This window comes from Streptomyces smyrnaeus (genome assembly GCF_017676345.1).
GTDB classification, from domain to species: domain Bacteria; phylum Actinomycetota; class Actinomycetes; order Streptomycetales; family Streptomycetaceae; genus Streptomyces; species Streptomyces smyrnaeus.
The window spans coordinates 176,614-197,508 of sequence record NZ_JAFFZM010000009.1; the positions used below are offsets into that span (position 1 = coordinate 176,614).

22 protein-coding genes and 2 riboswitches are annotated in these 20,895 nt (G+C 69.1%); of the genes, 9 read left to right on the forward strand and 13 right to left on the reverse strand.

Annotated elements, in window-relative coordinates:
* Positions 1-102: 102 nt before the first annotated feature.
* From JW613_RS16880 to JW613_RS16915, 8 genes are all read right to left on the reverse strand, one after another.
* Entirely contained in the window at positions 103-921 is an 819-nt protein-coding gene (locus JW613_RS16880) for an ABC transporter ATP-binding protein (RefSeq protein ID WP_209211629.1), read from the reverse strand.
* The gene (locus JW613_RS16885; RefSeq protein ID WP_209211630.1) at positions 918-2,033 is read right to left on the reverse strand and encodes a FecCD family ABC transporter permease; all 1,116 of its coding nucleotides are present in this window, start codon (positions 2,031-2,033) and stop codon (positions 918-920) included. Before JW613_RS16885 ends, JW613_RS16880 begins: the two co-directional genes overlap by 4 nt.
* Positions 2,030-3,073: an ABC transporter substrate-binding protein gene (locus JW613_RS16890; RefSeq protein WP_209211631.1), complete on the reverse strand. Its 1,044-nt coding sequence runs from the start codon at positions 3,071-3,073 to the stop codon at positions 2,030-2,032. The genes JW613_RS16885 and JW613_RS16890 overlap by 4 nt, the downstream gene beginning before the upstream one ends.
* Positions 3,074-3,103: 30 nt before the next feature.
* Positions 3,104-3,289: riboswitch (cobalamin riboswitch) on the reverse strand.
* A 52-nt stretch (positions 3,290-3,341) separates the two neighbouring features.
* Positions 3,342-4,091 carry a class I SAM-dependent methyltransferase gene (locus JW613_RS16895; RefSeq protein ID WP_209211632.1) on the reverse strand — a complete coding sequence of 250 codons (750 nt, stop codon included), beginning with the start codon at positions 4,089-4,091 and terminating at the stop codon, positions 3,342-3,344.
* The gene (locus tag JW613_RS16900) at positions 4,060-5,322 is read right to left on the reverse strand and encodes an MDR family MFS transporter (RefSeq protein ID WP_209211633.1); all 1,263 of its coding nucleotides are present in this window, start codon (positions 5,320-5,322) and stop codon (positions 4,060-4,062) included. The genes JW613_RS16895 and JW613_RS16900 overlap by 32 nt, the downstream gene beginning before the upstream one ends.
* Positions 5,315-6,574, reverse strand: coding sequence for an ATP-grasp domain-containing protein (locus JW613_RS16905; protein ID WP_209211634.1), 1,260 nt, complete (start codon positions 6,572-6,574; stop codon positions 5,315-5,317). The genes JW613_RS16900 and JW613_RS16905 overlap by 8 nt, the downstream gene beginning before the upstream one ends.
* A complete protein-coding gene (locus JW613_RS16910; protein WP_209211635.1) occupies positions 6,571-7,593 on the reverse strand; it encodes a cysteine synthase family protein in 1,023 nt (340 codons plus the stop codon). Before JW613_RS16910 ends, JW613_RS16905 begins: the two co-directional genes overlap by 4 nt.
* Positions 7,590-8,468 carry a GHMP family kinase ATP-binding protein gene (locus JW613_RS16915; protein ID WP_307865925.1) on the reverse strand — a complete coding sequence of 293 codons (879 nt, stop codon included), beginning with the start codon at positions 8,466-8,468 and terminating at the stop codon, positions 7,590-7,592. The genes JW613_RS16910 and JW613_RS16915 overlap by 4 nt, the downstream gene beginning before the upstream one ends.
* Positions 8,469-8,596: 128 nt before the next feature.
* Positions 8,597-8,835, reverse strand: a riboswitch (cobalamin riboswitch).
* A 224-nt stretch (positions 8,836-9,059) separates the two neighbouring features.
* Between JW613_RS16915 and JW613_RS16920 the strand changes: the two genes are divergently transcribed.
* Positions 9,060-10,046, forward strand: coding sequence for a ferric reductase-like transmembrane domain-containing protein (locus JW613_RS16920; RefSeq protein WP_209211636.1), 987 nt, complete (start codon positions 9,060-9,062; stop codon positions 10,044-10,046).
* A gap of 190 nt (positions 10,047-10,236) precedes the next feature.
* Here JW613_RS16920 and JW613_RS16925 read toward each other — a convergent pair whose 3' ends face one another.
* A complete protein-coding gene (locus JW613_RS16925) occupies positions 10,237-11,283 on the reverse strand; it encodes an ABC transporter substrate-binding protein (protein WP_209211637.1) in 1,047 nt (348 codons plus the stop codon).
* A gap of 522 nt (positions 11,284-11,805) precedes the next feature.
* On the opposite strand from JW613_RS16925, the gene JW613_RS16930 reads away from it, so the two are divergent.
* From JW613_RS16930 to JW613_RS16940, 3 genes are all read left to right on the forward strand, one after another.
* Positions 11,806-12,138, forward strand: a complete 333-nt coding sequence (locus JW613_RS16930) for an ArsR/SmtB family transcription factor (protein WP_209211638.1) — start codon at positions 11,806-11,808, stop codon at positions 12,136-12,138.
* Positions 12,139-12,160: 22 nt separating this feature from the next.
* On the forward strand, positions 12,161-12,628 hold the full coding sequence (locus tag JW613_RS16935; RefSeq protein WP_209211639.1) for an SRPBCC family protein: 468 nt from the start codon (positions 12,161-12,163) through the stop codon (positions 12,626-12,628).
* 127 nt (positions 12,629-12,755) lie between these two features.
* The gene (locus tag JW613_RS16940; RefSeq protein ID WP_209211640.1) at positions 12,756-13,211 is read left to right on the forward strand and encodes a pyridoxamine 5'-phosphate oxidase family protein; all 456 of its coding nucleotides are present in this window, start codon (positions 12,756-12,758) and stop codon (positions 13,209-13,211) included.
* 425 nt (positions 13,212-13,636) lie between these two features.
* Here the strand turns inward: JW613_RS16940 and JW613_RS16945 are convergent, their stop codons facing one another.
* Positions 13,637-14,008, reverse strand: a complete 372-nt coding sequence (locus JW613_RS16945) for a cupin domain-containing protein (RefSeq protein WP_209211641.1) — start codon at positions 14,006-14,008, stop codon at positions 13,637-13,639.
* Between the two features lie 113 nt (positions 14,009-14,121).
* On the opposite strand from JW613_RS16945, the gene JW613_RS16950 reads away from it, so the two are divergent.
* The gene (locus tag JW613_RS16950) at positions 14,122-14,988 is read left to right on the forward strand and encodes a helix-turn-helix domain-containing protein (protein WP_209211642.1); all 867 of its coding nucleotides are present in this window, start codon (positions 14,122-14,124) and stop codon (positions 14,986-14,988) included.
* A 92-nt stretch (positions 14,989-15,080) separates the two neighbouring features.
* Here the strand turns inward: JW613_RS16950 and JW613_RS16955 are convergent, their stop codons facing one another.
* Positions 15,081-15,734, reverse strand: coding sequence for a TetR family transcriptional regulator (locus JW613_RS16955; RefSeq protein ID WP_209211643.1), 654 nt, complete (start codon positions 15,732-15,734; stop codon positions 15,081-15,083).
* Between the two features lie 167 nt (positions 15,735-15,901).
* Here JW613_RS16955 and JW613_RS16960 point away from each other — a divergent pair, with 167 nt between their 5' ends.
* Entirely contained in the window at positions 15,902-16,585 is a 684-nt protein-coding gene (locus tag JW613_RS16960) for an antibiotic biosynthesis monooxygenase (RefSeq protein ID WP_209211644.1), read from the forward strand.
* Positions 16,575-17,873 carry an MFS transporter gene (locus JW613_RS16965; RefSeq protein ID WP_209211645.1) on the forward strand — a complete coding sequence of 433 codons (1,299 nt, stop codon included), beginning with the start codon at positions 16,575-16,577 and terminating at the stop codon, positions 17,871-17,873. The genes JW613_RS16960 and JW613_RS16965 overlap by 11 nt, the downstream gene beginning before the upstream one ends.
* A 193-nt stretch (positions 17,874-18,066) precedes the next feature.
* On the opposite strand, the gene JW613_RS16970 is transcribed toward JW613_RS16965, so the two are convergent.
* Complete coding sequence (locus JW613_RS16970) at positions 18,067-18,363, reverse strand: putative quinol monooxygenase (RefSeq protein ID WP_209211646.1); 297 nt, start codon at positions 18,361-18,363, stop codon at positions 18,067-18,069.
* A gap of 55 nt (positions 18,364-18,418) precedes the next feature.
* Here JW613_RS16970 and JW613_RS16975 point away from each other — a divergent pair, with 55 nt between their 5' ends.
* Positions 18,419-18,700: a TetR-like C-terminal domain-containing protein gene (locus tag JW613_RS16975; protein WP_209211647.1), complete on the forward strand. Its 282-nt coding sequence runs from the start codon at positions 18,419-18,421 to the stop codon at positions 18,698-18,700.
* A gap of 422 nt (positions 18,701-19,122) precedes the next feature.
* The gene (locus JW613_RS16980; RefSeq protein ID WP_209211648.1) at positions 19,123-19,278 is read left to right on the forward strand and encodes a hypothetical protein; all 156 of its coding nucleotides are present in this window, start codon (positions 19,123-19,125) and stop codon (positions 19,276-19,278) included.
* A 196-nt stretch (positions 19,279-19,474) separates the two neighbouring features.
* Here the strand turns inward: JW613_RS16980 and JW613_RS16985 are convergent, their stop codons facing one another.
* Positions 19,475-20,431: a redoxin family protein gene (locus JW613_RS16985; RefSeq protein WP_209211649.1), complete on the reverse strand. Its 957-nt coding sequence runs from the start codon at positions 20,429-20,431 to the stop codon at positions 19,475-19,477.
* Between the last annotated feature and the right edge of the window lie 464 nt (positions 20,432-20,895).

Sequence of the window (20,895 nt, forward strand, 5' to 3'; positions counted from 1 at the left end):
TGAACACCCAATTGTGTGGACGGAATTCTTTGGCATGCCCAGATGGCGAACGCCGCGCAGGACGGCGGCGTTCCTTGTCGGTCGCCGCCGGGGCGCCGACGATCACGAGGAGGAAGGATCCGCCTCGACGGGGGTGGTCAGGTGTGGCGTTTGGGGGAGGAAGGTGACCTGGGGCGCTCCCGTGCGTGGATGGATGGTCACCTCGCTCGTCACGTCGTAGACCTCGGCCAGCAGTCGGGGCGTGAGAATGTCGGCGGGCGGTCCCGAGGCGGTGACCTTGCCGTCGCACAGTACGTAGAGGCGGTCGCAGTAGTACGCGGCCAGATTGAGGTCGTGCAGGGCCACCAGCACCGTGGCCGACAGGCGGCGCAAGGTGCCGAGGACCTCCAGTTGGTGGCGGATGTCCAGGTGGTTGGTCGGTTCGTCCAGGACGAGGAGGGACGGCTGCTGGGCGAGGGCGCGGGCGATGAGCACGCGCTGGCGTTCGCCGCCGGAGAGCCGGTCGAAGGGGCGGTGGGCCAGGTCGGTGCCGTCCACTGCGGCGAGTGCCGACCGGATCAGGTCGGCGTCTTCGGGGGTGTCCCCGTCGAGCAGCCGTTTGTGCGGCGTGCGGCCCATCGCGACGACCTCGAGCACCGTGAGGTCGAACTCGCCGCCCGACTCCTGCACCACCGCCGCCACCGTCCGGGCCAGTCGCCGTGCGGGCAGCGACCAGGCGTCGGTGCCGTCGACACCGATTTGTCCGGTGGCGGGGCGCAGGACGCGGTAGACGGCGCGCAGCAGGCTGGACTTGCCGCTGCCGTTGGGGCCGACCAGGCCGATGACCTCGCCGGAGCGCGCGGTCAGGGAGACGTCCTCGACCAGGCGGTGCGCGCCGGCGGTGAGGGTGACCCCGTCGACGACGAGTTCGGTGCCGGTCATGCCCCTCCTCGGTCGGTGTTCCGCCGGGCGTCGCGGCGCATCAGCCACAGGAAGAACGGGCCGCCGCACAGCGCCGTGAGCACGCCGACGGGTATTTCCATGGGGGCGGCGACGACCCGTGCGGCGATGTCGGCCCAGATGAGGAAGACGGCGCCGCCGAGTGCGGCCGTCGGCAGGACACGGCGGTGGTCGCCGCCGACGACGAGGCGGACGATGTGCGGCAGCATCAGACCGACGAAGCCGATCGGCCCGGTCGCCGCGACCAGGATGCCGGTGACGAGGGAGAGCAGGACGAACATGCGGGCGCGGAAGCGGGCCACGTCCAGCCCCATCGTGGTCGCGGCCTCCTCACCGGCGAGCAGCAGGTTCAGATTGCGGGCCTGCACCATGAGGATGCCGATGCCCAGGAGCAGGGCGGCGCTGGGAAGCCACAGCGTGTCCCAGTTCACGCCGCCGAGACCGCCGAGGGTCCAGGCGAGGACCGCGCGGGCCTCGTTGCCCCGGTCGGTTGTGAGCAGCAGCAGGTCCAGTACGGCGGTGAGCATCGCGGCGATGGCCACCCCGGAAAGGATCAGCCGGGCCGAGGTGATCCGGCCGCCGGTGCGAGCGGTGGCGTAGACGAGTAGCAGCGCGCCGAGTGCGCCCGCGAACGCGGCGACCGACAGTGAGGTCGGCCCGAACCAGGTCACACCGAACACGATCACCACGACGGCGCCGAGGGATGCCCCGGAGGAGACGCCGAGCAGGTAGGGCTCCGCGAGCGGGTTGCGGATCAGGGCCTGCAAGGCGGTGCCCACCACCGCGAGCCCGGCGCCGGCCACCGCGCCGAGCAGCACCCGCGGCGCCCTCACGTCCAGCACGATGGTCTCGCGCGCTGCGGACCAGTTCGGGGTCGTCCAGTCGGCGCCCAGCGCGTGCGTCACGATGCCCCACACCTGGCCTGGCGGCACCTGCACCGAGCCGATGGCCAGGCCCGCCGTCGCGGAAACCACCAGCAGAGCGGCAAGTACGGTGAGCGTGACGGCGAAAGTGGCCGGGCCCGGCTGCCTGTCGTCTTGTTGCCGTCGTCGTACGGCCCGCTCGGCGTTGGTGTCGGCGGCCGAGGCCGTCACTCGAAGCTCTCGGGGTGGATGCCGCGGGCCAGGTCCTCCACCGCGTACGCCGACCGCACGCCGACCAGGGTGGCGGTCAACGGCAGGACGACGAACCGCTTGTTCTTGACGGCGGGCACGTCCTTGAGGGCGGGCTGCGAGAGCAAGAACTTCTTCTTCCGCTCGACGCTGCCCGCGCCGGCGTAATCGTAGATCGCGATGACTTCCGGCTTGCGCTCCACGACCTGCTCCCAGGAGACGTCGCCGAAGACGTCGTCGAGGTCGGCGAAGACGTTCTCGCCGCCGGCCAGCCGGATCAGTTCGGTGCCGAGGCTCTTGCCGCCCGCGGTGAAGGCGGACTTGTCGCCGCTGTCGTACACGAAGACGGGCACCTCGGGCTCGCCTTCGACGGCGGCGGTGGCCTTGTCGACCCGCTTCTGGAGACGGGAGACCAGCTTGTCCGCTCGGTCGGGCACGCCGAAGATCCGGCCGGTGGTGCGGACTTCGTCGTAGGTGTCCTTCATCGTCACCCGCTTCTTGCCGCAGTATTCGCGGTTGAGGTGGGTGTCGATGCCGGCGTCGGCGAACGCCTTGCGGGAGCGCCCTTCGTTCTCGGCGAAGGCGCTGGCGTAGCCGCCGTAGACGAGGTCCGGCTCGGCTTCCAGTACCGTCTCGAAGGACGGTTCCTTCTCAGCCAGCTGCGGAATCGACTCGTAGTCCTTCTTCAGCTCGGGCAGGACGGGGGAGTCGGGGAAGGCGGTGCCGACCATGCGGTCCTTCAGGCCGAGGGCGAGCATCAGTTCGGCCGGGTGCTGGTGGATGGTGACGACACGGGAGGGCGGCTCGTCGTACGTCGTCTTCACACCGCAGTTGTCGATGGTGAGGGGGAAGCCCTCGGACGACGAGGCCGTGTCCCCGGAGTTCTGGGCGGTGTCCTGCGGTGATCCGCAGCCGGCGGTCAGCACAGCCGCCGACAGGGCGACGCCCGCGGCCGTCGCCCGCAGGGCGTGGCGCCTGCGGGCAGGGGGGAACAGCGGGGGACGGGACGTGCTGTCGTACACGTGAAGCCTCCTGGGGAGTCCGCGCTCCTCGGAACGGGCCCGCGACAGGCCAGTGTCCTGACTCCCGGATCGACGCTCCTCCCCTTCGGCCTTCCCGCGCGGTGCGCGGTGGCGTGTCGAAGGGGGCACTCCCCGGTCACAGTGGCGGGACCGTGCCGGATTCGCACCGGCTTCCTGTCTCCCGTCGCGGCGATGACCCGCTGATACTACGGTCTGCCGATACGCGGCCGACAGGGCGTGCGAACCCGCCGAAGCGCCCCTGCCCGTCCTACGCCTCGCGGATCGCCCGCAGCACCAGCCGCTCGGCGTTCTCGTCGTAGGGGCGGCCGTCGAAACCGCCGAAGACCTCCACCCGGCCGAACCCCGCCTCCTGTGCCATCTGCCGCAGCTCCACCGCGCTGTACACGAACCACACCAGGGTGGCCCGCGTCACCCGCTCGCCCCGGACCAGTACCCAGTCGCTGCGCAGCCGGGCCCAGTCGTCCAGCACGGTGTCGGTCTGCACCATCAGGTCCTCGCCGCGCCGCACCACCTTGGGCGGGGTGACCTTGCGGGCCAGCAACTCCTTGCCGGCGAGATCCAGGACGAGGGTGCCACCGGGGGCCAGACAGGAATACATGGTGCGCAGCATGCGGGCGTTGTCGGCGGGGTCCTCGAAGTATCCGAACGAGGTGAACAGGTTGAGGACGACGTCGAAACCGCCCGGATTCTCGTACTCGCGTGCATCGGCCCGCACATGCGCGACCCGGACTCCCGCCTCGGCCGCTCGCTTTCGTGCCCGATCCAGCATGGCGCCACTCGTGTCCACCCCCGTCACGTCGCGGCCCCGGCGGGCGAGCGGCACGGTGAACACACCCGGTCCGCAGCACAGGTCCAGCACCCGGGCGTCGGCGGGGAAGGACAGCAAGCGAGAGGTGTCGAGCAGTTCCTCGGCCTGCGCGTGGCGTTGCTCGGAGAAGAGGAAGTCGTGAAACTCTGTCCAGAAGTCATCGTCCTGGAACCCGCCCGTCCGTGTCATGCGGTATCAGTGCTCCTTCGTCATCGTGCGGGTGGGGATGTTTCGGTGTGCGAGCGCGCAGCGCCAGCAGCACCGGGGGCAGCAGCAGACACTGTGCGGCGCCCAGCAGCCAGAACCAGTTGGTGTTCCCCGTGTGTTCGGTGAGGCCGTACAGCTGCCCGCCCAGCGCCCCGCTCGCGCAGGCGCCGAGCCCGGCGGCCAGTCGCTGCTGGCCGAAGACCACGGCGTCCGAACGCGGGCTGCGGCGCAGCGCCTCCAGGTCGTTCTTCAGGAACAGGACGATGTCGCCCAGAGTGATCAGCGCCCCGCCCGCCAGCAGCGCCGGCGGGGTGCCGATCGCCAGGACGGCCAGCCCGGCCGCCAGGCCCATGAAGCCGACCGTGAGGGCCCTTGTGTAGGACATGCGCCGGATCAGGCCGGACGCGAGGGGCTGTACGACGATGACCAGCGTGAAGCAGAGCAGCAGGACCAGACTGTAGAACGCGCTGGAAGCCCGCTCCACGGCGTACACCGCCAGGAAATGCTGGAAGTGGAAGTACAGGTAGAAGGCGAGCACGTTGGCGGCGAACGGCAGGACGGCCACTCCGGCCAGCAGGCCCCGTTCGCTCGTCGGCCCGCCCGACTGCTCCTGTCCGCCGCTCCGGGGAAGCCGCGCGTGGCCGGCGGTGACCAGGACGAACAGCGCCGTGACGGCGACGAACAGCCAGCCGGGGGAGGACAGCACGAACGGCCCGGCGATCAGCGGCCCCACGGCCATGCCCGCGTTGAGGGCCGCGTTGCCCGCCGACAGGAACGCCGGGCGGCGCTCGTCGTCCACGCCGTGCACGAGATACGCCTTGTTGGCGGGCAGGTACAGCGCGGCGCCGCAGCACGTCAGGACCAGCGCGCCGACGGCCAGGGGCGGCCAGCGCAGGGCCAGCAGAAGCCCGGCGAAGCCGGCCGTGCGGATGAGCAGCGCCCACAGCATCGTGCGGCGCAGCCCGATCCGGTCCGCCAGGGCGCCGCCCACGATCCCCCCGGAGAACTGCACCAGGGACGCCACGGCCAGCACGAAACCCACCGTGCCGAGCCCCATGCCGAGCCGTTCGTGCAGGAACACCGACATGAACGGCAGGACCATGAAGCTGCCGAGCGGGATCAGGAACGAGCTGAGCAGCAGGAAACGCAGCGGGCCGTCGAGCGTGGACAGCGCGACCCGCAACCCTGCTGCGCCCGCCGCGCGTTCACCCACCAGACGCCTCGCGGCCGGTGGCCTCGGGCGGCGCAAACGGCTCGGTGAGCACCGTCAAGGCGTTGGAGGCGGCCACCGCGTGGTGCGTGGCCAGTTCGGCGGTCTCGGCCTCGGCGTAGACGATGCCCGCGTAGCCGCGGCTGTCCGTCAGATGCTCGACCGGATCGCCGACCCGTTTGACCGGGTACCAGGCGGGTGACCCCGGCATGTCCGCCAGCCGGTCCAGCCCGGTGACGCCGGTGAACACCCCCGGCGCGGCCGGGTAGCCGAGCACGAACGCGACGGCCGGACCGCCGGGCAGGTCCGCGTCCATCAGGCGGGGACGGCGGCCGAGCGCGGCCTCGATCATCGCCTCGTACACATTGACGCCGAGCGCCCGGCACATTCCCTCGCCGACCAGTGCACCCCCGATCCGGGGGTTGATCTCTACGACTTCCGGGCCGCCGGTGGTCAGTACGAACTCCACGTGGGCGAACCGGTCGGTATAGCCGATCGCGGCGAGTACCTCACCGAGCCATCGCTCCAGCATGGCCCGCCGGGCCTGCGGGAAGGCCACGGGGAACGCGGTGATCTCCTCCCGGAAGTACGGCTCCGGTGACATCAGCCGGCTGGAGACGCCCAGCAGCCGCGTCCGGCCCGACCAGGTGAAGGTCTCGGCGCTGTACACCGGCCCGCTGAAGTACGGCTCCGCGAACAGGCGTCCCTTGAGCTCCCGACCGGTCGCCTCGTCCAGGGCGGCCACCAACTCCGGCTCGTCACCGACCAGCCAGACATTCTGGCTCCCGGTGCCCGCAGAGTCCTTCACAACGGCGGGCAGTCCGACCTCCTTGAGCAGGGACTCGCGCGGCTCCGTGCCGGTGCCGGTGACCTCCGCGGCCCGCCCGCGCGTCAGCCCGGCATCGTGCAGACGGTTGCGTACGGCGGCTTTGTCCCTGGTCAGCCGCAGCGCGGCCGCCTCCGGCCCGGGCAGGCCGAGACGGTCCGTGAGCTCGGCGCCGACCAGCGTCCAGGTGTCGGTGGAGCTGATCAGGCCGCGCAACCCGGGAGTGTGCCGCAGCAGGCCCGTCACCCGTTCGATGTCGAAGGTGTCGATCTCCACGACATCGAGGGCGTCTTTCGGCAGGCGCTCCAACTCGTACGTGTAGAAGGAGGGGTCGCGCGTGAGAAGCGTCAGTCGCTCGCCGAGTGCGTCGGCAGCGCGCGTCAGGTGTCCGAGTCCGAAGGTGAGTGACTCCAGGCAGACGACGCTCATGCCGCTCGCCCCTTCTGCCCCGCCGGGCAGGCCGTGCGCCGCCAGGCCATCGTGGACCAGGGCATGGACATCTCCTCGGGTGCGGTGACCTCGACCGGTTTCAGTGCGGCGGGATCCAGGGCTTCGGTGTGCCGGGCGAAGACGCGCTCGACGTAGCGGTGACCGGTATCGGCGCCGACCACCAGGTGCAGCCGGTCGGGGTGGCGGCGTGCCTCGTACGTGGCGGCGAGGTATCCGGCGCCGGTGGACAGCCCGGCGAAGACGGCGTGGTCACGCAGCAGGGCGATCGTGCCGGACATGGCATGGGTGAAGTCCAGCCAGTGGAGGCTGTCGTAGAGCTGGTGGCGGACGTTGTCGAAGACGATGGACGACCCGATGCCGGCGATGATCGCCTCCGGGTCGTGGTGGTCCTGGCTGCCGAAGGTGACGCTGCCGAACGGTTGGACGCCGACCAGCCGAACCGAGGGGTCGGTGGCGCGCAGGCGTTCCACGAGGCCGCCCGTCGAGGCTCCGGAACCGACTCCGCCGACGACGGTCAACGCGGTCGCGGGGAACAGGGCCGTGATGCGGTCGGCGACCTCGTGGTAGCCGAGGTAGTGGATGTCGTCGTGATACTGGCGCATCCAGTGCCAGTCAGGGTGGTCGGCGAGGATCTCCCGCACCCGCCGCACCCGCAGCTCCTGGTCCAGCTTGAGGTTCTCCGAGGGCCTGACCTGTTCCACGGTGGCGCCCAGGATCTCCAACTGGGCGCGGGTGGTGGTGTCCACGGTGGTGGACGCCACGATGTGGCAGTGCGTGCCGTAGCGGTGGCAGGCCAGCGCAAGGGCGTAGGCGTAGATGCCGCTGGAGCTGTCGATCAGGGTCTGTCCCGGGCGGATCGTGCCCCGCTCCAGGAGGTGGCGGACGGCGGCGAGTGCCGAGTAGATCTTCATCGACTCGAACCGGATCAGGACGAGGGCGTCGGTGAGCCGGACGAGATCGGGGGCCTTGAGGGCGTCGGCGATGTGGGGGTGGATCACCCGTAGCCTCCTTGGGCGAAGGAACACTGGTGGCCGAGCGAGTGGAAGAAGGCGGACAGTTCCGACTTGAGTGCGGCGTCGGGGCGGCCGGGGAACAGATAGCCGATCAGGCAGCCCGTGTGGGCCACGAAGATGCCGTCGGCGCCGAACCGCTCCCGGTGGGCGAGCATGCTGGCGAACGTCGCTTTGGGCAGCACTTTCTGCGACAGGGCGGCGCTGGTGGTGGCCGCCCGTGCGACGGCGGCGGGGTCGCCGGAGGCGAACCCTTTGAGCAGGTCGGTCAGGCAGCGCTCGTATTCCTCGCCGTGCCGCCGGTAGTGCCCCAGGAGCAGGTCGGTGACGGCGGCGGTGTCCACCGTCCCGGGCTCGGAGATGTGAGCGGTGTGGAAGCCGATGTCCCTGCCCAGCCGCCGGATCACGCGGTGTCGGCCGCTGAGGTGGAGGGCGAACTCGTCGAGGAAGACACTGTCGGCCCGCTCGATCGCCGCCAGGACCCCGAGGACCACATCCGCGTCGTAGGGCAGGGCGAAGAGCCGGAACAGACAGCGCAGGGTCGCCACGATGTCGGCGGTGGAGCTCGCCATCCCCACGCCCACCCGCAGATCGGAGTGGGCGCGCCAGTGGCCCGGCGGCAGCGTGAGTCCGAAGTGCTCCAGGAAGAGCCGGGCCGCTGTCGCGGACTTCTCCCCGAGGGGCAGCCGGTTCGGCGCCGCCGTCCCCGGGGTGAAGTGCACCCAGGAGTGACGGTCCACGGGAAAGGACACCACCGCGATGTCCGGCTCCAAACCCGCCCGCAGCGGGCCCTGGTACAGCTCACCCAGCGTGCCGTGGCAGACGCCGGACACCGTGCGGACGACGGGAACTCGCGCGCTCACGGGGCACGTCCTCCTCCTGGTCCCGAGCCCCGAATCACCACCGGGAAGGAGGCGCGGCACAGCGCAGGCCGTGCAGCCGTCGATACCGCCAACCCAGTCCTCGAGGTCACCGTTCACAGCCCGCACGTCACGCGCGGGCGCAGTGGCAGGTCTTCGGACTTGTGAGCCCACCCGCCGGAAGATCCGGCGGATACCTACTGGCCGTCGCTTCCCCGACCCCGTCGATCCAGGGGCCCAGTGCTGTTGACGGCGTTCGTTCCCACTCACCGCTGCGGGACAGTCCCGGATTCCCACCGGGTTCCCTCTTGCGTCGTGCCGCCCGAATCCGGTCGGACAGGTGGCACGAACCGACTGCACGCGTCAGCCTAGGGCGGCCCGCGTCGCTGCGGCAGGGGGCGTATCGCCGGTTGTCCGGATGTGATCGGTGCACGGGCGGGTGCGAGGACCTCGCGGCAGCTCAGGCGGCCCGGCCGGCGCCGGAAGCACTCTGGCCGGATGTCGCCTCGGCAACCCCGGCCCACTTGGTGACACTGGTTCCGGTTCGCCCCACATGCGCACAGTCCGCCGGTGTACCGCGCCCGGAAGGTCCAGATGCTGTCAGAGACGACGCCGGAGGACGACGGCAGGAGCCCGCCGCCCGCCCGTGGCAGGCGTCCGGCGGACGGCGCCACCCTGCGTGCCGACCTGCGGGCGGCCCTGCCCGACGCGAGTGCGGCGGTCGTCGTCACGGTAGCTGTCTTCGTGTTCCTGTACGCGCGCATGGAGTCGGGTGACTCGGCGACAGTCGCGGTCATGCCGTTCATGGACGACCCCGGCACGTACTGGATGTACCTGCTCAGCCAGGCGTTCGGCTGGTCGGGCCTGCTGTGGGCCTGGGGCACGGTCATGCTCGGTCTGCTGCTGTCGGGGCCGCGCCCCACCCGGCTGCCGGTCTCCCGGCAGGTCCTGGAACGCTGGCACCGCACCACGAGCCTGACCGCGATCGCCCTGATGTTCGCGCACGCACTGATGTTCGCAGCCGAACTCGTGCGCTACGAGGACCAGTTGGCGTGGGCGGAGCGGCTGTGGGTGGGATTCGCGGACGCGTTCGTGCCGGGCTGGTACGACTCGGGCACCGGCCGGATCGCGATCCCGATCGGCCAGGGCGCCCTGTATCTGGCCGTTCCACTCGGACTGCTCTTCTACGTCAGGCACCGCATCGGCGCGAACACTTGGCGCCGGCTGCACCGCTTCGTGATCGTCGTCTATGTGCTCAGCGTCTGGCACACACTGCTGTACGGCACCAATGTCTGGTACGGCGAGTGGCCGCGCACCGTTCTGTGGCTACTGCAACTCCCAGTCGCTGTACTGCTGCTGCTGCGTCTACTGCGGCCCGCCCGGCGGGCCGAACGGCTGCACACGCCCAGGCGGCGCGAGGGGGTGTCGCTGCCGGGCTGGCTGGTGCGGGCAGCAGGCCGGGCAGCCGCAGGGGCCGCCGTGCTGGGTCTGCTGATCGTGGTGGCGTCGGGTCATGACGGCGGCCGGGAACGCCCGGCCGAGCCCCCCTCGACGAGCCCGCACGCTCCCGAGCCCGAATGATCCGGAGATCCGAGCGATGAAATGAGGATCGGCCAGGGCGACGGCGGAACGAGGAAGCCGGTGCGGGTGCCCCTCTCCCGTTCGAGCCGATATATCGGGTACCGATATCGGCTGCGAGAGGGAGGGGTACCAAGCGGTCGGGCCGGCCCGTGCTACCGGGCCGCCCGGTCTCGGCTGATCGGCCGAGGAGTTAGGCCTTGAGCCTCTTCGACTTGTCGACGGCGGCGGCAAGACGTTCCAGGACCGGGGCGAAGCCCGCGTAGCTGAAGCGTTCTTCCATCGACCAGGGAGTGAGCTGGTCGGCCTCGACCGCGGGCAGCTCGCGCCAGGTGGCCTTCTCCCGCAGCTTCTTGCGGGACGGGGCGGTGGAGCGGTTGTCGACCATGATGAGGTCGGCGTGGTATTTGTCGGCCTTCTCCCAGCTCAGGAACTCCCAGAAGCCGAACTTGTCGGACTTCTTGCCCTCGACGAACTGCACGCCCAGATCCTTGAAGTAATTCAGGTCGCTGTAGGAGTCGGGGACCGCGACGTACAGGTTGTCCGGGTCGCCGGTGATCGCCATCACCTTGAGGCCCCCCTTGGCCTTCGCCGCGGCGCGCAGGGTCTTGGCGGCTTTGTCGAAGCGGGCTTTGGCGTCCGTGACCTTCTTCGCGCCCATGTCCGCGCCGAGGGACTCGGCCAGCTCGGCGGTGCGCTTGAGAGGGTCGAGCAGGGACGTGCGGGCGATGTCGATGCCGACGGTGGGGGCGAGCTTCTCGATCTTCTTCTTGCTCTCCGGCGGGACGTACCAGAGGTCCGGTGCCGGGAACATGTTGCTGACCAGCAGGTCGGGCTTGAGGGCGGCGTACTTTTCTAGGTCGAACCGGCCGAACGCGGTTCCCAGGCTCGTCAGGTCGGCGACGTCCATGTCGCCGACCTGCGGGTTGGGCTTGCCCCCCACCGGCTTGCTGGGCCCGAAGATTCCCGTGCACTCGATGCCGTAGTCGTACAGGGCAGCCGCCGTGCTGACATAAGCGACGATCCGCTTCGGCCGATGGCCGGACTTCGCCGTACGGCCCCGGTCATCCTTGAACGACCAGGCACCGCCCTCCGCGTCCCCTCCCGCCCGGGAGCCGCTGTCCTTGTTGTCGCCGCAGGCGCTGAGCAGCGGAGCGAGGGCGAGTGCGCCTCCGGCGGTGAGCAGTCGGCGGCGGGAGGGCGTGGGCAGGGCGGCGGGCCGGGAGGTCGCTGGGTGCATGAGGAGCTTCTTTCGCGCGGGATTGTGGCAGGGGAGTGGTGGGATTCAGCCAAGCCCTCAAGAAAAGCAAGGCAAGGCTAACCTAACTCTCCGTTTCTCGGTACCCTCCGCGATCCGCGCGGCCGCCCACCACCCCCCCCGTGGGACGTCGGCGAGTTCCACGGCTCCCGGCGCCCGGTCACCGCACGGCGCATCCTGCGCGAGACGCCGAGGGGCAGCGCCAGCAGCGAGCCGAGCGCGGCCACCCTTACGCACTGGCCGGTGCTCGGCGTGCGCGGGCGGTCGGGTTGTCCGGGGAGGGGCGCACGAGTGCCGAGAGCGTGCGTCGGTGGAGAGGCGCGTGGGAGATCGATGGTTCGCTCGCGCTGCGGCGGCGGTCGGCCACTTCAGATGTCGTGGGACGGGATGCCGTTGAGGCCGTCTCGGCCTGATGGTGAGGCGTCCGGACTCTCGTTGGTTAGCGTTGACTTACCGTTAGTCGTGACTTACGGTACGTGCGAGCTTGCCGAATGGGGTGGACCAATGAGTGCAGCCGAGATGCTCGCCGCGATCGGTGACCCGATGCGCCGTGAGATCTTTGAGCGTCTCGCTGAGGGGCCGATCGCGGTGGGTGAACTGGCAAGGACGCTGCCGATCAGCAGGTCGGCCGTCTCGCAGCATCTGGCGGTGCTGAAGCACGCCGGCTTGGTCTTCGAACGCCAACAGGCCACGCGACGCCTCTATCAGGTCGATCCGAAAGGCTTCGCCGAGCTTCGGGCGTATCTCGACGTCTTCTGGTATCGGTCGCTCGCTTCGTTTCGCGCCGTGTTTCCCGACGCCGATATCAGCGGAACGGATGCCGATGACAACGCCTGAACCCGTTCGACACAGCGTCACAGTGCCCGCCGACATCAACCGAGCTTTCGCAGCGTTCGTCGATGGCATCGATAGCTGGTGGCCAGTGCAGAACAGCATCACCCGGGCACCACAGGCCCGGGTGACGATCGAGCCGCGCGTCGGCGGCCGTTGGTACGAGGAATCCGTCGACGGTGAACAGTGCGACTGGGGGAAGGTTCTCACCTGGGACCCTCCTCACCGACTCGTTTTGGCATGGCAACTGCAGACCGCGATTCCGGGAATCACCGGCGGCGGACTGTGCCACGGGTTCTGGCGGTTCGAACCAGGGATGCGAACCGAGGTCGAGCTTCGCTTCACCACCCTCGGGCCTCGCCGGACGAAGGTCGACCTTGAGCACCGCCACCTGGACCGGTTCGTCCACCCGGAACATGCCCGCTCCTACCTCGACAACGACGGCGGCTGGCCGGAGCTGCTCGACCGTTACACACGCGCGGCAACCACTCTGTGACCACCGCGTGATCACGGCGTTCGTACCGTCACAGCCCCCACGTGGCCGTCCCCGTGCCGAGCCTGCACCGAGCGCCGAGTGACGCCTGAACAACTGCTGACTGCTGAGCCAGAAGGGAATCCCCGATATGCCAACGCCTCGTACTCATGACGAACGGGTAGCTGCTGCCCGTCTACGGCTTCAACAGGAATTCCAGATGTGGCTGTCGACAGGGGGCCACACCGGGCCACATCTCATTCCGGTGGCGTTCGTCGGCGACGGTGACGCCATCGTCACCGCAACCGGCGAGAACAGCAGAACCGTTCGGAACCTGCGGGAGACCGGCCGGGCACGCGTGGCAGTAGGCACCACGTCCGATGTGGTGATGGTCGATACCGCTCTCGATGGTCTCGTGCCGGTTCCAGAGGTCGCCTCGGACGTCGCCAACCGCTTCGCAGCCGTCTCTCATGACCCACGGCAGATGCCGGGTTACGTCTACATCCGACTGCTCCCTCGACGTATTCAGGTATGGAACGGATTTCACGAGTTTTCTGGCCGAACAGTGATGCTCAAGGGGGAGTGGCTGTCGGATCCGGTCGACTGAGCTTGCCCAACCCTGACACCTGGTGAAGTGGATCGCGAACCCCGATGAGTTCCCATGGGACATCACAATGGCCACTTGCAGCAGGGCGCGCCGAGGGCGCTGATCTGTGGCTTGAGGTCACCTGAGCATGTCTTCAGTGTGCTGATCGCCACGTGGTGTCATGGTGAAGTCCGGTCGACGGCGCCACACACGGTCCGGCGGCTGCAGGAATGTGACTCGGAGTGCCGGGGATGCCCATGACATCCACCAGCCGGGACGACATCCGGTTGACCTCCTCCTCTGCCTGGGACACCGCTCACCCCGGCGCTGTGCCGCACCCTGACCGGGTGCGCGAGCACCACGACACGCTGCTCTCCCAGCACCCGGTCCGAGGGCGCAATCGCAGACGCGGTCGCGAGCTTGCCGGAACTGCGCGGGCTCAGCCGTCAGTCGAGGATCTCGGCCGTCCTGGTCATCGACCCCCCTGTGTCACCGGTATTGAGCGTTCCCGCCGGTTCGAACAACAGGATCGCGGTCTCCTCCTCCGCCACGGGGCAGTGCTCGACTCCGCGGGGAACCACGAACAACTCGCCGGGTGCCAGCGCCACATCGACATCCCTGAGCTGGATGGTGAGCCGCCCACTGATGACCAGGAACAATTCATCGGTGTCGTCGTGGGTGTGCCAGACGAACTCCCCTTGGAGTTTGGCCAGCTTGACTTCGTAATCGTTGATCACAGCCACTTTCTTCTGCGACCACAACTCGCTGAACTGCGCCAGCTTGTCGGCAAGGTTGACAGGAACAGCAGACTTGGACATCGGGCGTCCTTCCTCAAGGGCCGGGCAACCGGGAGTGACCTCTCAGGCCCTGCAGCCGGTGGGTGGTACGAGCCTGCCGCGCCCGGGCTCCGCCGGTCTTGTACGTTCCTGGCATGGCCTCCGACCGCTCCCGCACGTCCATCAGCGCCTGGAGGCCACCGGTCCCCGGCATCGCCGAGGTCTTCCACGCCCACTTCACCGACCACGCGTACCCGGCCCACACCCACGACACCTGGGACCTGATGATCCTCGACGACGGATCTGTCGACTTCGCACTCGACCGCCGCCGTCATGGGGCGACCGGCACTGCCGGCGTCCTCCTGCTGCCTCCCGGCGTCCCTCATGACGGTCGGACCGTCACCGCGTCAGGCTTCCGCAAGCGCAACCTCTACCTCGACGACTCCGTACTCCCGCAGCGTTTGGCCGGCCGTGCGGTGGACGCTCCGGTCCTCAGCGACGGGCTGCTGCGCCACCGGATCGACCAGTTGCACGCCGCCCTCGTCCATCCCGAAGACGCGTTCGAAGCCGAGTCCCGCCTCTCGTTCATCAGCGAACGTCTCTGCTTCCATCTCGACGCGCTCCAGCCCCGTGCACCGGGGCGCGAAGCGAACCGGCTCGCCGCCGAGCTGCGGGAACTACTGGATGCACGGATACGCGCCGGCATCTCCCTGGGCGAGGCCGCTGCCATCCTGCATGCCCACCCCACCCACTTGATCCGCTGCTTCAAGCAGACATACGGCCTGCCGCCACACGCCTACCTCACCGGCAAGCGCATCGATCTAGCACGTCGACTGCTCCTCGGCGGCCACCGGCCCGCGGAGGTCGCCACAACCGTGGGCTTCCACGACCAGGCCCATCTGAACCGGCACTTCACACGCCACGTGGGCACCACACCCGCGCGTTACAAGCGTACTGGCCCCGGTCTCCCGCAACTTCTCCCTGAGCCTGCGTCGGGTGCCCGCTCCCGATCGCCTCGGTAGCCCCTGGCCTCGGCCATCAACTCGGCCCGTGTGAGCGCTCAGAGCACCGGACGCCGATCTTCCGGCAGTGTCACGGCACTGCCACGGCAGAGTCAGAGAGTCAGCTGCAGACTTCCTGGGATGGCGTCGAAGGCCTCGTCGACGCGGCGGGCCAGCGTCGCGGTGCCACCGTGGCCGCGCCGGGCGTTGTAGCCGCGTCCGGCGACCCAGTTGCGGGCGCCGCAGCGCCAGGCGCTGAGGGCGAATTCGCCCAGCAGGCGGAGGCGGACGTCGTCGCGGCTGTCGACGTGCAGGCGTTCTTCGAGGATTTCGACGAGGCGCTTTTGGACCTTCATGGAGGACAGCGTGCTGTGGTCGTGCAGGACGGGCGTCCCGGCGGCCAGTCGCCGGGTGCGCAAGAAGCGCTGGTCCCACCCCTCGGGCATGGAAACGATCGCGTCGGTCAGTGCTCTGCGCAGCGCGTCGAGCGCCGGTCCCTGTCCGGCCTGTCGGGAGAAGTGGGCGGTGTAGGCCTCCCACAGCTCCCCTTCGGCGGCCATGGCGACGTCTTCCTTGGTGCCGTAGTAGCGGAAGAAGGTGCTGCGGCCGATCTCGGCGTGAGCGGTGAGCTCTTCGAGGGTGACGCGGTCGAAGCCGCGTTCGCTGAAGAGGGTCAGCGCGGCGTCGGCCAGCGCGCGACGGGTGCGCTGCTTCTTCCGTTCGCGCAGCGGCAGGCTGCTTTCGCCCTCGGGGGTGTCGGTTGACATCAAGAGCAGCGTACCGAATCTGAACGCGTACCTGAATGGGACTGGATGCTGTTCGGCACTGATGGCAATATGGGACTCAGTCTCATTTTTGTTCCTGCGGTCGATGGGCGGTGGGCAGAGTCCTGCCTGTCGGTCTGCCTGCCGTGTTCACCTCTGGAGAGTCCGTGATGATCCGCCGTTCCGAGACCGCACCCGAGATCGACCGTGGGGATGCCGGCACCATCGTGATCACCATTCGGCATGCGGGCGACGCGGCCGGTCAGGCAGCCGGTGCCCGGGCAGCTGCCGCTGCTCGTCAGGAACGGCCCTGGCCGACCGGGCTGTTGAGCTGGTCCCTGTTCGTCAGCACCGACGGATCCGCCGTGATGGCCTACGAACAGTGGTCGGACGACGCTTCCCTGGACGCGGCCCTCTCGTCCGCCCACCCGGGCGCATCCGGCATCCCGGGGACCGAGCCGTCCACGCCCGTGCGCTACCGCCTCCGGCGCTCCACCGTCCTGGCGAGCGGGAAAGTCGCAGAAGTCGGCTGCGTGGTGACACCGGTGTTCGACGTCGACGGGCCGGAACGGCAGCAGCACTTCATCGACGAGGTGTTCGCCATGACGGAGAGCGAGCCGGTGAAGTCAGGGGCGATCTCCGCGCACTTCCATGTGAGCACCGACGGAACGTGGGTCTTCAACTACGCCGAATGGCAGGACGAGCAATCCCACATCGACGCGGTCACTTCAGCTGACCCACGGAATGTCAGGGGCCGGCTCACCGGGGAGATACCCGGCGTCCGCCCCTGCGGCTACCGGCGGTGGAAACTGCACACCTCGCTCCTCGCGGCCGGGAACGCCGATGGCCGCTGACCCGGCCGCCGACGATACCGAGCGGTCTTTCGGCGAAGAACGCCCCAGCCACGCCGGGAGACCAGCACTGACAGTCCTGCTGCTCGCCTCCACCCTGGGGGTGATGGGCGGTGCGACCATCGCTCCGATCATCGAGGTGATCCGTCAGGCGCTCGATGTCAGCAGTACCGCGGTGGGGCTGGTGCTGACTTCCCACAGCCTGGCCATCGCCGTGGCCAGCCCTCTTGCCGGTCGCGTCACGGACCGCCTCGGCCCTCGCACCCCACTCGCGACGGGACTTGTCGTCTACGGGCTCGCGGGCGGTGTCGGCATGGTGGTGGACTCCTACCCGGCGCTGTTCGTCTCCCGGCTGTGCCTCGGAGTCGGGGCGGCGGCGGTGTTCACCTGCTCCACTGCCGCACTGCTCGGTATGTACCGGGGCGCGTCGCGGGACAAGGTCATGGGCTGGCGCACATCCGCCACCACAGCCGGTGGCTTCGTCTACCCGCTCGCGGCCGGAGCATTGGGCAACTACTCCTGGCATGCTCCGTTCGCCATCTACCTCGTCGGGCTCCCCCTGGGGATCGCCACGCTGTTCGCTGTGCCCCGAACGGCACCGAGCAGCACTGACGAGGCGTCGAACGGAGCAAAGACCGGCACTCCCCGAGCCGGGGCCCTCCGGCTGCTGCGCGAGCGTCCCCTCATTCTCGCCCTGTGCGGACTGTGGGTGGCCAGCGCCGGGCTGCTGATGGTCATCGCCGTCTCGCTGCCCAGGCGCTTGGACCAACTGGGCATCCATGACACGTTCGTCGTCGCTCTGTACGGCACGGTCCTCTCCTCGGGCGCCGCCGGCATCATCGGCCTGACCTACGCGCAGCTCACCGCCCGGGTCGGCCACCCGGCACTGATGCGCTGCGCGGCAGCCTCCTGGACAGCGGCTCTGCTGGTCTTCGCCGTCGCCGACCACTGGGCAGCGCTGATCCTGGTGCCCGTCCTGACGGGTACCGGAAGCGGTCTGGCGATGCCCACCCTCACGGTTCTGGTCGACAACGCCGCCCCCGCTGAGCAGCGGGGCACCGCGGCCTCCCTGCAGGCGACCGCGCTGTTCGGCGGCCAGTTCGCCTCGCCGCTGGTCTTCGGCCCGCTCATCGAGTCCACGTCGATCGCTCTCGGGGCGCTGATCGCCGCAGCCGGCACAACATGCATTCTGCTGGCGCTCTTCCGCCTCCCAGACCCGGCCCGCGCGGAACGGACGGCGGAGAACCAGCCGCTGCCCGTCCGTTCCCGGCAGCCCGCGACTGAGGAGTGAGCGCCAAACAAGTGTGGAGGCCGCAGGGTGGGAGTCCCCGGTTTCCGCCGCGGCATGCCCGGTCGGACGCCCGGCGCCCACGTGCTCGTGCAACCGGCGACGCCCTTCTGGCGTCAGCGACGTGCCGGGATGTCCCGCCGTATCAGCCCATCGAAGGCGGGCCGCTCGTCACCCGGCGGTCGAGGGGGCGTGATCAGCCGATGGTGCGTAGTACGGCGGTTCTGGGATGCTCGCGCAGGACCTGGATCGCCTCGTTCATACCGGACCTGGCGGCGTCGTCCATATGCGCGCGGAAGGCCTCCGCGTTCTCCCAGACCTGGATGGCGTAGAAGGCTCCGGGGTCCGCGAGGTCCTCGTACTCGGTGGAGCTGATCAGGCCCGGCTTCTCGGAGGTCCGGATCGCATGGAGCAGCGCGTCGCGCGCTTCGTGCTCCTGCCCGTCCTTGCCGTGAATTTCGATGAGGACAGTGACGGCGCCCTGGTTGCTCATGGGTGGTGCTCCCGTCTTGTTTCCCGGCGGGTCGGCCCGGTCAAGTGAATAAGACGTGATCACGCTTCTTATTTGCACAGTACACCGGCGCGGTAAGCGGCAGCTCCGGGAGCAGCGACTGGCCGGTCGGCGTTCGGCAGCCGCGACGGTCGTCCAGCGGGCGGTCCAGCGGGGCGAAGTGGACGCCTCCCTACTGGAACCGCGTCTTGTCTCGCTGCCCGTCGATCTCTTCCGGCACGAGGTACTCATGACGCTGCGGCCCGTGTCCGACGAGGCCATCGAACGAATCGTCGACGGCATCGCGGTGCCCCTTCTGACACGACAGGCGCCTGGTTAGACCCATCAGGGCAGGTTGCCGGGGCGCCTCAAGAAGGCAACTCATGAATGTGTTACGAGCTCTTAGGAGGTCGGCGTGGCACAGCCCCCCGGGCTACACGCCGGAGACGGGCAACGACACTTCGTTTCCAAGGCCACCGGCCTGATCTCCAGGGACTCTCCAGGGGCTTTGAGATCCCGACGTCCCAGAGACGGTCGTGCATTTTCGGCCGTACCCGATGGCGGGCTGCTTCCTCTGGCGCATCGGTGTGGTACCGACAGCCCCACGGACCAGAACGGATCCGGCGCGGCGGGCGCGAACGGACCGGAAGGCACGGCAGCGGACGGACGGACTCAGCACGAAGGCTGAGCCCGTGTCGTTGGGCGTACTTGCCACAACCGTCTGACCTGCTCGTTTGTTGTTTGATCCGCGAACTGCGGGGTGTGGGCGATCAGTTCGAGAACATCTGGCTGCGGACCGAGCGCAAGAAAGCCGACGGCAAGGTCGTCGGCGGTACCGGCGGGGTGTGCTGCGTGTGCTGGCCCGTCGGCCCGACAGCGGCTCAGCGGCGGGTGCTGCGCAAGCACGGGCCGTGCTGAGTCCGGTGGGCAGGTGGTCGCCGCACACGGCGGCCACCACCTGACGGCAGCGCGCGTGGCCGTCCTGAGCCGGACGGCCGTACCGGTCGACCGTGACCGACCTTGACCGAACAGTGCTCAGCCGACGGGATCTCGTGGACGGAGACACCGTCTGGCTCACGCCATTCCTGGGAGTAGCAGGTGCTGAACGCGGCCTCTACAGGGGGCTTTTCCGGAGCCAGGCCAGGACCTGCTCGGCATGCTCGTTCGGGGGGAAGACCGGGTAGAAGACGTGCTCGATCACGCCGTCACGGATGATCAGAGTCAGTCGTTTGTAGAGCGTCAGCCCGGCGGTCTCGAATGTGGGCAGACCGAGTTGCTGCGCCAGACTCCGTGCAGGGTCGGAGAGCATCTCGAACGGCAGATGGAGCCGCTCGACGACCTCGTGCTGGTAGGCGGTGTCCTGGCTCGACAGGCCGAAGACGCTGTCCGCTCCAGCGGCGAGAAGATCCCGGAAGTGATCGCGGAAGCCGCACGCCTGGGGGGTGCAGCCACGCGCCCCGGGAATCGAGTCCCAGCCGTCGGGCAGGTCGACGCCCGGGCGCCCGGTGAGCGGGTAGATGTAGATCACCGTGCGGCCTGCGCCGAGCGCGTCGAGGCGCACGGCCTTGCCGCCGGTGCCCTGGAGTTCGAGGTGCGGTACCTTCGTGCCGACCAGATGAGCAGCCGCGCCGTCGTCCTCGGGGACGGGCAGATCGGCGGGCATTGTTGTGAAGTCAGTCATCAGGTCCTCTCGTTGTTCGCCTGGTGAGACACCGCTGCTGCGGTGGGCGGCCCGTTGCAGGTGAGCGACGAGTACCGCCCGACGGGCGGTGAGTCCCTCGATCCGCTGGGTGAGCTCGTCGATAGCGTCCCGGTAGCCGGCCAGCGAGGCCGGACAGTCGTCGGCGTGTCGATGGCCGGCCGTCAGGCACTCCAGGAACGGGCGGGTGTCCTCGACCGGAATGCCGAGACTGCCGAGTGCCCGAATCTCCTGCGTCAGGCGCACGTCGTGTTCGTCGTAGTCCCGGTACCCGTTGGGCAGACGCCGGGGCGTGAGCAAGCCCAGCGATTCGTAGTAGCGCACCGCTTTCGTTGTCACGCCTGCTCGGCGAGCCAGCTCACTGATCTGCATGCCTCTCACCTCGAAGAACGCTAAACCTTGCCCTTGGGGGCAAGGTCAAGTCGGGGCGCGGGACTTTCGTCGGCCGCGCACTGAACCGGATGACGGCGACGTCCATGTACCTCGTGTCGGACAGCGCCAGGGAGCTCGGAACGAGGCCCGGCGTCCCGTTCTGATCTTCCTCTTCGCCTTCCCGCTGTTTCGAGGGATGTACAGGGTGGTCCGCGGGTGGCCTGCTGGCCCCCTGCGAAGGCGGCCTTGTCGCGGTCGGAGTGTTCGCCGTCGCGGACGGAGCCACCGTTGCGGCCGGGACAAGGCGTCACCAACCTGCTCGCCGGCAACATCGCCCTGCGCGCCTACGGTGCTGGCGTGCGCAGGCCCGAGATTCGCCGATCGCCGTCGTGGGCCGCGAGTTGCAGGTCGGCCGACGAGATCTGAGGGGGACACCGTGGTGACCGCCCGTGCGTCGAGCCCGG